The sequence below is a fragment of the Agrobacterium sp. ICMP 6402 genome, assembly GCF_009498615.1.
Classification (GTDB): domain Bacteria; phylum Pseudomonadota; class Alphaproteobacteria; order Rhizobiales; family Rhizobiaceae; genus Agrobacterium; species Agrobacterium burrii.
This window is the reverse complement of the sequence record NZ_QSNV01000003.1, coordinates 190775-202937: the sequence shown is the minus strand read 5'-3', so window position 1 is coordinate 202937 and position 12163 is coordinate 190775. Positions and strand designations below refer to the sequence as shown.

At 58.1% G+C, this 12163-nt stretch carries 9 protein-coding genes; 5 read left to right on the top strand and 4 right to left on the bottom strand.

Annotated elements, in window-relative coordinates; genetic code table 11:
- Positions 1-190 precede the first annotated feature (190 nt).
- Positions 191-2245 (bottom strand): RNA polymerase sigma factor RpoD, encoded by a 2055-nt coding sequence (gene rpoD / locus DXT96_RS12140; RefSeq protein WP_149900100.1) that lies wholly within the window; start codon positions 2243-2245, stop codon positions 191-193.
- 382 nt (positions 2246-2627) lie between these two features.
- A complete protein-coding gene (gene dnaG, locus DXT96_RS12135; protein ID WP_153515009.1) occupies positions 2628-4616 on the bottom strand; it encodes a DNA primase in 1989 nt (662 codons plus the stop codon).
- A gap of 186 nt (positions 4617-4802) precedes the next feature.
- Between dnaG and DXT96_RS12130 the strand changes: the two genes are divergently transcribed.
- Positions 4803-5096, top strand: a complete 294-nt coding sequence (locus DXT96_RS12130; RefSeq protein WP_153515008.1) for a BrnT family toxin — start codon at positions 4803-4805, stop codon at positions 5094-5096.
- Positions 5059-5388 carry a BrnA antitoxin family protein gene (locus tag DXT96_RS12125; RefSeq protein ID WP_149900097.1) on the top strand — a complete coding sequence of 110 codons (330 nt, stop codon included), beginning with the start codon at positions 5059-5061 and terminating at the stop codon, positions 5386-5388. Before DXT96_RS12130 ends, DXT96_RS12125 begins: the two co-directional genes overlap by 38 nt.
- 289 nt (positions 5389-5677) lie before the next feature.
- On the opposite strand, the gene DXT96_RS12120 is transcribed toward DXT96_RS12125, so the two are convergent.
- The gene (locus DXT96_RS12120) at positions 5678-6130 is read right to left on the bottom strand and encodes a GatB/YqeY domain-containing protein (RefSeq protein ID WP_153515007.1); all 453 of its coding nucleotides are present in this window, start codon (positions 6128-6130) and stop codon (positions 5678-5680) included.
- Between the two features lie 334 nt (positions 6131-6464).
- On the opposite strand from DXT96_RS12120, the gene carA reads away from it, so the two are divergent.
- Complete coding sequence (carA, locus tag DXT96_RS12115; RefSeq protein ID WP_153515006.1) at positions 6465-7670, top strand: glutamine-hydrolyzing carbamoyl-phosphate synthase small subunit; 1206 nt, start codon at positions 6465-6467, stop codon at positions 7668-7670.
- A gap of 40 nt (positions 7671-7710) precedes the next feature.
- On the opposite strand, the gene DXT96_RS12110 is transcribed toward carA, so the two are convergent.
- Positions 7711-9108, bottom strand: a complete 1398-nt coding sequence (locus tag DXT96_RS12110; protein WP_153515005.1) for an MATE family efflux transporter — start codon at positions 9106-9108, stop codon at positions 7711-7713.
- 329 nt (positions 9109-9437) lie between these two features.
- Between DXT96_RS12110 and DXT96_RS12105 the strand changes: the two genes are divergently transcribed.
- Both DXT96_RS12105 and DXT96_RS12100 read left to right on the top strand, forming a co-directional pair.
- Positions 9438-11528 (top strand): methyl-accepting chemotaxis protein, encoded by a 2091-nt coding sequence (locus DXT96_RS12105; RefSeq protein ID WP_153515004.1) that lies wholly within the window; start codon positions 9438-9440, stop codon positions 11526-11528.
- A 137-nt stretch (positions 11529-11665) separates the two neighbouring features.
- The gene (locus tag DXT96_RS12100; RefSeq protein WP_153515003.1) at positions 11666-12145 is read left to right on the top strand and encodes a DUF2938 domain-containing protein; all 480 of its coding nucleotides are present in this window, start codon (positions 11666-11668) and stop codon (positions 12143-12145) included.
- Positions 12146-12163: the final 18 nt, after the last annotated feature.

The window sequence follows — 12163 nt, the reverse complement described above, 5'->3', positions numbered from 1 at the left end:
TGTCAAAGCGAAACCGCCGTCACATCAGGACAATGCGTAAAAACAAAGGGATAAAGCATCTGGCTTTTCAGAGAAGAGCGGAGCGCTTTATTTTCACACATAAGGCTTGTCGCAGAGTTCGCCAGTGCGGGAAACAAAAAACCCGGCCAGAGATGACTGACCGGGTTCAATTTTAAAGGAAGCGGAACGCTTAGCTGTCGAGGAAGCTGCGCAGCTTTCTCGAGCGGCTCGGATGCTTCAGCTTGCGCAGCGCCTTCGCTTCGATCTGGCGGATACGTTCGCGCGTGACCGAGAACTGCTGGCCGACTTCTTCCAGCGTATGGTCAGTGTTCATGCCGATGCCGAAGCGCATGCGCAGAACGCGTTCTTCACGCGGCGTCAGCGACGCCAGAACGCGGGTCGTCGTCTCACGCAGGTTCGCCTGAATAGCAGCGTCGATCGGCAGCAGCGCGTTCTTGTCCTCGATGAAGTCACCGAGATGCGAATCCTCTTCGTCACCCACGGGGGTTTCGAGCGAGATCGGCTCCTTGGCGATCTTCAGAACCTTGCGCACCTTTTCAAGCGGCATGGCCAGCTTCTCGGCCAGCTCTTCCGGGGTCGGCTCGCGGCCGATCTCGTGCAGCATCTGGCGCGAGGTACGAACGATCTTGTTGATCGTCTCGATCATGTGAACCGGGATACGGATCGTGCGCGCCTGATCGGCAATCGAACGGGTGATCGCCTGCCTGATCCACCAGGTCGCATAGGTCGAGAACTTGTAACCACGGCGATATTCGAACTTGTCCACCGCCTTCATCAGGCCGATATTGCCTTCCTGAATGAGATCGAGGAACTGAAGACCACGGTTGGTGTATTTCTTCGCAATCGAGATCACCAGACGCAGGTTGGCCTCAACCATCTCCTTCTTGGCGATACGCGCTTCGCGCTCACCCTTCTGCACCATCGAAACGATGCGGCGGAATTCGGCGATGGAAATGCCGGTTTCCGTGGAGAGGTTCTGGATTTCCTGACGAATTTCCCGGATCGTGTTGCTTTCCTCGCGGGCGAATTCCTTCCAGCCGCGAGCGGCCAGATTGGTAATCGACTTCATCCAGTTCGGATCGAGTTCCGCACCGTGATACTGCTCGAGGAAGCTGTCGCGCTTGACGCCGTAGGATTCGGCAAGGCGCAGCAGCCGGCCTTCATTCTGCATCAGACGCTTGGAAATGTCGTAAAGCTGCTCGACGAGGCTGTCGATACGGTTCTGGTTCAGCGACAACGACTTGACGGCCGTGATCAGCTGATCCTTCAGTTCCTTGTAACGACGCTCCTGTCCGGAAGACAGGGTGCCCGTGCAGGCAAGACGCGCCTCGACCTGCTGGTCCTGAAGCTTGCGCAGCTTCTTGTAGGTGTCAGCGATGGTGTCGAGCGTTTCCATGACCTGCGGGCGCAGTTCGGCTTCCATCGCGGCAAGCGAAAGATTGGACTCGTCGTCGTCCTCTTCTTCCTCTTCCGGCGGAAGGCCATCGCCGCCCACGTCAGTCACATCTTCGTCGCCGGTCGGCGCGCGCAGTCTGCGGGTCTTTTCCTTCTCTTCGGCGGCCTTGCGGTCCGCCTCGATCTTTTCCGGGCTCTGGAACTGCGGTGCCGCCTTGGCTTCCGGACCGGAATAGGTGGTTTCGAGATCGATGATCTCGCGCAGCAGCGTCGTGCCTTCGTTCAGTTCGTCGCGCCAGATGATCAGCGCCTGGAACGTCAGCGGGCTCTCGCACAGGCCCGAAATCATCGTTTCGCGGCCGGCCTCGATGCGCTTGGCGATGGCGATTTCGCCTTCGCGCGACAGAAGCTCGACGGAACCCATTTCGCGCAGATACATGCGCACCGGGTCATCGGTACGGTCGGTCGGTTCTTTCTTCTTGGCGGTCGCGAGCGCTGTGCCGCTGGAAGGCGCCAGTTCGCCGCCTTCGGACTCTTCCGATTCCGAATCGTCGCTTTCAGCCTCGCCAGACGCTTCTTCAGCATCCTCGTCTTCGATGACGTTGATGCCCATATCGGACAGCATCGCCATCGTGTCTTCGATCTGCTCGGACGTCACCTCTTCGGACGGCAGGACGGAATTCAGCTCGTCCATCGTCACATAGCCGCGCTTTTTGGCGGCCTTGATCATTTTCTTGACCGCGTCATCCGAAAGATCGAGAAGCGGACCGTCCGTCGCACCGTCGCGTTCGTTTTCTGCTTCTTCGTTTTCTTTGACTTTGGTTGCCATCTATCTCGTCGCTTTCCCTGACGCTAACACCTGTTCCGCCGCATCGCCGTCCGCCCCTTGAGCATCCAGCGGTTTGCCGCGAATCACTGTCAGACACCTAACGGAGTGATCTTTAATTGCCGATTAACCACGGCAGCCTCAGGCAGAATGCAAAGACAGTGCACCCGGAAATGCTTGCTCATGCAATTTCTATCCGCCAAGGCTCATTCCACTTTACTATTCATGAAATGGTGATTCCCGCTATTTCCCGCCCCGTCAAGCCTTTGAGGGCGAGACAGCCACGGAATTTCTCAAAAAAGGCCGCATTTCGCGGTTATCACCAGACTATCCCCTATTTAGGACGCTTGCCGGAAAAGGCAACCCCACACGTCTTTCAATTCTCTCAGCCATGGCCAAAGGCTGGCCCCTTCACCCGGCCGGACATGACCCCGAAACCATCGATGATCGCTTCCTGATTTTCCATGCGGCCGATTTCCAGCTGCACCTCGGCCAGCGCCCGCACCAGAAGCGTGCCGCGCTCGTCATCCGTCGCCTCGGCAATTTCCCGCTCCAGCTCCCGCTTCTGCCAGAGCAGGGATTTCGTTCTCTTGTGCAGCGAAAGCGCCTGTACATAGCCCTCGCGCGCATCTTCCATCGCCGCCTGTTCGGTCGCGGTCCACAGGCGGGCATTGCGCACCTGCTGGTCCATGGTCTTCAACAGCACCTGGAAATCCTGCAGTGACAGGCGCTCGATCAGCCCTGCCCGCGATATATCAGCCGCGCTTTCCGCCGCATAGGTCAGCACTGTCGACCACAGCCGCTGCAGATCGCGGTTCTCGTAGTCAATCGCAGCGATCTCGTCATATTCCTCGAGCAGCAATTCAGGATGGTTGACGATGGTGATGGCAAGAACGCTTTCCCGGAGCGACGGTTTGGTCTGATGCCCCCTGACCAGACCCGACTGCGTCAACCGGTCCGATATACTGCTGGCCGGCGCGGACATGGCCCCGCCCCGCCCCGACGCATTGCGCTGGAAGCCACGGCCCGTGGTCTGCGCACCATTATTGCGGCGGAAGTTATTGCCCTGTTGCCCGCCCTGCTGAAAGCGGGGCTGGAAGAAACCATTCAGCCTGTCGCGCATATCCTGCTGGTAAAACCGCCGTACCGCCTCGTCGCCGATGACGGCAACGATCTGCCGCAGGCGGCTTTCAAGCTGGGCGCGTTTTTCCGGCGTATCGAAGGTCATCGACGACGTCTCGCGGCTCCAGATCATCGCGGCAAGCGGCTTGGCTTCCGAAAGCACGCGGTCGAATGGTGCACGCCCTTCGAGCTTCACGAGATCATCCGGATCCTTGCCATCAGGCAGAAGAGCGAAGCTGACGGAGCGATCCGGCTTGATATGCGGCAAAGCCAGATCAGCCGCACGGTTGGCGGCGCGAATGCCCGCACCATCGCCATCGAAGCAGAGAACCGGCTGCGGCGACATTTTCCAGAGGAGATCGAGTTGGCTTTCCGTCAGTGCCGTGCCGAGCGGCGCCACCGCATTTTCGACACCGGCCTGATAAAGCGCGATGACATCCATATAACCTTCGACGGCGATGACCGTGCCGCCGGCCGCCTGCGAAGCGCGGCGCGCACGGGCGAAATTGTAGAGAACATTGCCCTTGTGAAAAAGCTCGGTCTCGTTGGAGTTCAGATATTTCGCCACCGCATCCGCCGCCATGGCGCGGCCGCCGAAAGCAATGACCTTCTCGCGCGACGACAGGATGGGGAACATGATGCGGTCGCGGAACCGGTCATAGGAAACCGGCACATTTTCATGCACCACCAGCCCGCAGGCCTCCATCTGCTCCTTCGCCACGCCCTTGCTAGCCAGATGTTCCTTCAGCGCATTGCGGCTATCCGGCGCATAACCAAGTCGGAACGTTTCTATGGTGCGCCCGGTCAGCCCGCGATCGCGCAAGTAAGCCCGCGCCCGCGCACCAGGCGCCGTCTGCAACTGATCCTGAAAGAACAGCGTCGCCATTTCCATGACGTCCTGCAGGGAGGTGCGCTCACGTTCACGCTTTTCCGCCTGCGGATCGGGCTGCGGCATGGAAATGCCGGCCATATCGGCGATCTGCTGCACGGCCTCGGGAAAACTCAGACCCTCAAGATCGGTCAGAAACCGGAAATGATCGCCGGACACACCGCAGCCAAAGCAATGATACCGCCCCTTGCGGTCCTCGCAGTGAAAGCTCGGGCTTTTTTCGCCATGGAACGGGCAGCAGGCCCAATAATCACCCTTCGGCGTGTTGGTCTTCTTCTTATCCCAGGACACACGTCGACCGATCACATCGGAGATGTTCACGCGGTCGCGTATCTCATCGAGAAAAGAATTGGAAAAGCGCATGGGTTACCTGTTGGAGGCCAGTCTTTCATATAAGCGCATAAAGACCGCATTACAAAACGGGTAGGTAAATAATACCCGATATTCACAGGCGGCATTGACATCAGTGTATATACAGGCGCATATACGAACGCATATACACGCGCGATGCATAAGTGCCTATGAGCTGAAAACAGCGATAGGTAACTCATGGATGTGGTGACGAAAAACTTCATTTCCTTTGAATGGGATGAAAACAAGCGACTGAGCAACATCGAGAAGCACGGCATCGACTTTCCAAGGGCGGCAAGAGCACTTTCACAACCCCATCTGGAAAGTCGCTCCGATCAAAACGGGGAGTGTCGTATTCTGGCGATATGCCCGGAAACAGACGATCTCATCGCAATCATCTATACGATGCGGGGCGAGGTCTGCCGGATCATATCGGCAAGAGCGACAAGGAAAAATGAGCGAAGAACGTATCGTCAGATATTCTCTGGATGAGATCCGGGAAAAGATCGCCAGAGGTGAAGATCGCACCGATTTGGCCCGCATCGACGCCATGACCGACGAAGATATCGACCGCGCCACGCGCGACGATCCGGACTGGGCCGGCTTTGAAGACATCGACTGGTCAAAGGCCGAAGTGGTTTTCCCCACCCCCAAGCAATCGATTTCGATCCGCGTCGATCAGGATGTCGTGGACTTCTTCAAATCTACTGGCAAAGGCTATCAAACCCGCATGAATGCGGTGCTGCGCCACTATGTGAATGAGCAAAAAAAGCGGCCGGGTTGAAGACGGCCGGCCGCCATTGCGCTGGCTTCAGGCAAATTTATGGCAGTGCAACATCACCAAAAATTATGTTTTTGTAATTTGAGCGGCCCATCGCGACGATGTAAAAACAAAGCACAGTCAAAGGCAGTGCTTGAACATTCCCATAAATCTGCCGACGCCCGCAGGCACGTCCCCCGAAAAAAGCCTGCGCGGAAGAGCATTTTGATCCGCCGGAATGCATCTTCGTCGGCAGAAAAAAGGCAGGGTAGCTCCGGCTACCCTGCCTTTACTTCTCTCAAGTGGCGGAAACCTACTTCAGCAAATCCTTGACGACGCCAGAGGCCTTGGCGAAGTCGATCTGGCCGGGATAGCGTTCCTTCAGCGCATTCATGCATTTGCCCATGTCACGCAGGCCGGAGGCGCCGGTCTCGCTGATGACGGCCTGGCACAGTTCGCGCACCTTTTCGGCCGGGATTTCTTCCGGCATGAATTCCTTGATGATGACGATTTCCTCGCGCTCCTGCGCGGCAAGCTCGGGTCGGCTGGCGCCTTCATAGATGGCGGCCGACTCTTCGCGCTGCTTCACCATCTTGGTCAGGATCTGCATGATATCTTCTTCGCTGACGGGGTCTTTTCCCACGCCGCGATTGGCGATATCGCGATCCTTGATGGCCGCCTGAATGAGACGCACGGTCGATGTACGTCGGGCATCACGAGCCTTCAGCGCATCTTTCAAAGTATTTGCGAACGTGTCGCGCAGCATTTTTCTTCTCCTTGGGAAAGCCCATTCCGCAGCTTCGCGATAGGCAAACTTTCCACCTTATTTTTCGCAACGACATAAACGAGCAACTACGCTCAAGCAAATCAATTGCATAAGCCCTTGAATCCACGGCATCTTAAATCCGCGTAAATCTTGAGCCTGCGGTTGACCGCTTGGGCTGCTTTCGTTATTTTCCGGCACCTGCACGAGATTTTAACGAAGGGTCGGAACGCGAGTTTTTCGCGCGCCCCTTTATGTCACGAAGCCTGCGACAAAAATGGCCCCTTACCCCCTGCCTTTCAAGAGGCGGGGTGCGAAGCGGCAGAAACGGAACGAGATGACCGAGACAGCGCCCTGGACTACCCGCAAACCCACCGCAATGCTTGTTCTTGCCGATGGCACGGTGATCGAGGGAACAGGCATCGGCGCAACCGGCAAGGTTCAGGCCGAAGTCTGCTTCAACACGGCGCTGACAGGTTACGAGGAAATCCTCACCGACCCGTCCTATCTCGGCCAGATCGTCACCTTCACCTTCCCGCATATCGGCAATGTCGGCACCAATGAAGAAGACATCGAAGACCTGACACCCGCCGCCCGCCGCGGCGCCGTCGGCGTCATCTTCAAGGCCGACATCACCGAACCGTCGAACTTCCGCGCCGTCAAGCATCTGGATGCCTGGCTGAAGGCCCGCGGCGTCATCGGTCTTTGCGGCATCGATACGCGCGCGCTAACCGCATGGATCCGCGAAAACGGAGCACCGAACGCGGTCATCGCCCATGATCCGAACGGCGTCTTCGACATTGAAGCGCTGAAGTCGGAAGCCAGGGCATGGAGCGGCCTCGTCGGCCTCGACCTCGCCATCGAAGCCACCTCCGGCCAGTCTTCGACCTGGACGGAAACGCCGTGGGTCTGGAACAAGGGTTATGGTTCGCTCGGCGAAGCCGATGCGAAGTACCACGTTGTTTGCGTGGATTTCGGCGTCAAGCGCAACATCCTGCGCCTCTTCGCCGGTCTCGATTGCAAGGTGACGGTGGTTCCGGCCCAGACATCGGCGGAAGACATTCTGGCGCTGAAGCCGGATGGCGTGTTCCTCTCCAACGGTCCGGGAGACCCGGCCGCGACAGGCGAATATGCCGTTCCGGTCATCCAGAACCTCATCAACAGCGACCTGCCGATCTTCGGCATCTGCCTCGGCCACCAGATGCTCGGTCTCGCCGTCGGCGCGAAAACCGAAAAGATGCATCAGGGTCACCACGGCGCAAACCACCCGGTCAAGGACTTCACGACAGGCAAGGTGGAAATCGTCTCGATGAACCACGGCTTTGCAGTCGACGCCAAGTCGCTGCCTGAAGGCATCGAGGAAACCCACACGTCGCTGTTCGATGGCACCAATTGCGGCCTGCGCATTATCGGCAAGCCGGTCTTCTCCGTCCAGCATCACCCGGAAGCATCGCCCGGCCCGCAGGACAGCCACTACCTCTTCCGCCGCTTCGTCAACTTGCTACGCGAGAGACAAGGTGAGGCAGCGCTCGCCGAGCGCTGATAGACTTTCAGAATATCCGGTAAGAATATGCGGCCCGCTATCAGCGGGCCGTTTGCATTTCGCGCTTCACCAGAATGACGAAACGTATGGTGAGCAGAACAGCCGCCGTCGAAAGGCCGATCACGAAACCGAACCAGACGCCGCGCCCGCCAAAACCGAGCGGGAAGGCCATGGTCCAGGCAAGCGCCAGGCCGATCGGCCAATAGGAAATCAGCGCCAGCATCGCTGGAATACGCGCATCCTTCAGCCCGCGCAGCAGCCCCGCCGTCACGGCCTGAATACCATCCACCAGCTGGAAGACGCCGGCGATCACCACGAGACTGCTGGCATAAGCGAGCACTTCCGCCGCTTCCGGCAATTTTGGATCGAGGAACCATTTCGCCAGAAAGTCCGGAACGACCGCAAACAGGATGCCGCCGCAAAGGGCAATGCCGCAGGCAATGGCGTAGATCATGATCGATGCGCGAATGAGGTTTTTGAAATCGCCCTGACCGCGGGCGATGCCCACGCGCACGGTTGCCGCCTGTGACAGGCCGAGCGGGATCATGAAGGCGATGGAGGCAAGCTGCAGGGCAATGCCATGTGCCGCAAGCTGCACGGTGCCGATCTGCCCCATCAGGATCGATGCGGCGGCAAACAGCGTCACTTCGGCAAGGATGGTGATGCTGATCGGCAGCCCGAGACGCAGCACTTCGAACAGCGCATGCCAGTCCGGCCGCCAGAAACGCACGAAAAGCTCGTATTTCTTCGTCTCCTCACGCGTCTGCACATAGGCAACGATGAAGATGAAGCTGAAGGCATTAACGATGACGGCAACGACGGCAGCGCCATTCATGCCCATTACCGGCAGGCCGAAATGGCCGAACACGAGCGCATAAGCCATCAAACCGTTCATCACCAGCATGATGATGGTGACGTAAAGAATGATGCCTGCACGACCGATGGCGCTGACAAGTCCGCGCAGCACGTAAAAAAGTAGCGCCGGCAGGAGGCCGAACTTGGCGATGGCGAGATAATGGCCGGTCAGCGCCGAAACTTCGGGGTTTTGCCCAAGATAGACCAGAATTCGCTCGGCATTGACGAATATCGGCAGGGCAAGCACCCAGTAGGCAATCGCCACCCACATGCCCATGCGCAGCGAACGGCGGGCCGCCGTCGCATCGCCCTGCCCGTAAGCCTGCGCCACCATCGGCACCACGGCCACGGAAAATCCCGAGCCAAAAATAAAGACGACGAAGAAGAACTGCCCGGCCAGCACCATGGCCGCCAGCTTTTCAGCCCCCAGCTGGCCCACGATGACCATATCAGTCGTATGGATGCCAAGCTGTGCGAGCTGCGCACCGATAAGCGGAATTCCAAGCGCAAGCGTAGCCTTGAAATGCGAAAGCCACGACCCCGATCCGGAGGGAACGGTTTCTGCAACAACCGACGAAGACATTGTAATTCACCTGAATTTTGGCCATTGCCCGCGAATTGCGCAACGGCAGCAGGGTGATGAATAAAATATTCCCTTCCTGCACGCAACCTTTGCAGCCCAATGATCAAAATTTACGCAGAATTACAAAGCCTGCCCGCACCAACTGAAACGGCATGAACCAAAACAAATTTAGTCGAATTTTACCATTTCACTTTACCTATTAGAACATCGCGTAGTTCTTTTAAATCATAAGCTGCATGACGCAGAATATTCCCGCCTTAGAGGCATGTCTTTCCCCCCATTCTCCAAGATGACCCGACCGGGTACATCTGGTTTCAAGGACGTGTAGCTTGCCAAAAAAATCCAACCTCATGACGCGCATTCTGTTTGCGGCGTCATCATTGGTCGTCGCCGCCTTTGCGGGCTTTTCTTTCTATATCGATAGTCTTCAGCACCGGGTCACGACGGAAGCGGTGGCAGAAAACATCGACTCGTCCGGCAAACAGGCCGCGCAGAGCATCGCCAACTGGCTGAACGGCCGCATCATGCTCACCGACACGGTGGCGAAAACGCTCTCCAAGCTTTCCGACGATGATGCCAAGGTGCAATTCCTGCAGAACGACGTGCTGACCGCACAATTCATGTCTACCTATTTCGGCAATGCCGAAAACGGCGTCTTCACGACATTCCCGAAAACATCGCTGCCGGAAGGTTATGATCCGCGCAAGCGCCCCTGGTATCTGGATGCGGTGAAAGCCGGCAAGCCGGTGTTGACCGAACCCTACAACGACGCATCGACCGGTGGTCTCATCATCACTGCCGCTATTCCGGTCTCCATCGACGGCAAACTGGCCGGCGTAACAGGAAGCGATTTCTCGCTGGAATCACTGGTGACGATGATCAAGTCGGTGGATGCCGGCACGGACGGTTATGCCTTCCTCGTCAGCAAGGATGGCAAGATCCTTATTCATCCCGATCCGAAATTCGTCGACAAGCCGCTGACCGATCTTTTCAAGGTCAACACACCGACAATTTCCTCGGCAATTTCCCAGACCGAAATTGACGGCAAGGGCAAGATCACCAGCTTCATCCCGGTTGCCGGCCTGCCTTCGGTCGACTGGTATCTCGGCTTCGTCGTCGATTCCGATGTCGCCTACAGCGCAATCGGCCAATTCCGGCTGGCGGCGACAATTGCCACGGTTCTTGCCGCTGCAATCATGATCATGCTGCTTGCAACCGTGCTCTCCCGTTTCATCGTCCGCCCCGTCACACAGATGACCTCGGCCATGGAAGGCCTTGCGGCCGGCAATCTCGATGTCGCCATTCCCGGCCAGGAACGCAGCGACCAGATCGGCTCGATGGCGGCAGCGGTTGCCGTTTTCAGATCGAACGCCATGGAGCGTCTGCGCCTCGAAGGTGACGCGGAACAGAACCGCACGCTTTCCGAACAGGAGCGCAGCGACCGTGAAAGACTGACGGCAAAAGACGCGGCGGACATCCAGTTCGCAGTCGACTCGCTGGCCAAGGGTCTGACGCATCTTTCGAACGGTGATCTCAATTACCGTATCGACACGCCGTTCGTGAGCCGCATCGACCGCCTTCGCGACGATTTCAACAATTCCGTCGCCAAGCTGAACGTCGCGCTCAGCACCGTCGGCCAGAACGCGCTGGCAATCGACGCCGGGGCTGGCGAAATCCGCCAGTCCGCCGACGATCTGGCGCGGCGCACCGAACAGCAGGCGGCTTCCGTGGAAGAGACGGCGGCAGCACTCGAGGAAATCACCACGACGGTCAAGGATTCCGCCCGCCGGGCAGAAGAAGTCGGCCGTCTGGTGGACCGCACGCGCAACAATGCGGAACAGTCCGGTGTCATCGTCGGCGACGCCGTTCGCGCCATGGAAGGCATCGAAAAATCATCGTCGGAGATCAGCAATATCATTGGCGTGATCGATGAGATCGCCTTCCAGACCAACCTGCTTGCGCTGAATGCCGGCGTGGAAGCTGCCCGTGCCGGTGAGGCCGGCAAGGGTTTTGCCGTCGTCGCGCAGGAAGTCCGCGAGCTCGCCCAGCGCTCCGCCAATGCGGCAAAAGCGATCAAGACGCTGATCAACGCCTCGACCTCGCAGGTGCAATCCGGCGTCGATCTCGTCGGCAATGCCGGCAAGGCACTGGAAACCATCGTGCGCGAAGTGCAGGAGATCAATCGCCACATAGACGCCATCGTGACGTCGTCGCGCGAACAGTCCACCGGGCTTCAGGAAATCAACACGGCCATCAACACCATCGATCAGGGCACACAGCAGAATGCCGCCATGGTCGAAGAACAGACAGCGGCAAGCCATGGTTTGGCTTCGGAAGCGGCAGCGCTCAACGATCTGCTGGCCCAATTCCAGCTCGCCACGGCAACCCGGCGGCAGGCGGAATATGGGCGTGCGGCCTGAAGGCCAAAAACGGAAAAGCCTACAATCAAAATGGCCGGAGCGATCCGGCCATTTTTTTGTCCACCCTCATAATAGCCGGTTCCCGCCACTCACACGATCCGCTAGAGCTTGATCGATCATGATTTGCGGAGGGATTTATGCTGGAACTGATTTGGCGCGGCATTGCCATGGGCATTGGCGGCACGGTGTTTATGGATATATGGGCGATTGTGCTGCACCGGTTTTTCGGCCAGTCAGCGCCGAACTGGGCGCCGGTTGGTCGCTGGTTCTGGCATGTGCCGAAGGGCACAATATTTCACGATAGCATCGCCACGGCCGCACCTTACGAGCATGAACTGGCGCTCGGCTGGATTTCGCACTACGCCGTTGGCATCCTCTACGGCATCATTCTGGCGCTGGTGGTGCCGGCTGCCTGGTTTGTGAACCCGTCCTTCATCCAGCCATGGATCGTCGGCATCGTCACGGTCGGCGCGGGCTGGTTCCTGCTGCAGCCGGGTCTTGGCATCGGCTGGGCGGCATCGAAAACGCCGAATCCCACCAAGGTTCGTATTCTCAACCTCGTGGCCCACACGGTCTTTGCGCTGGGCATGTATGCCGTGGCGCTTTTGATGCGCTAAATAAAAAGGGGGCTGAAA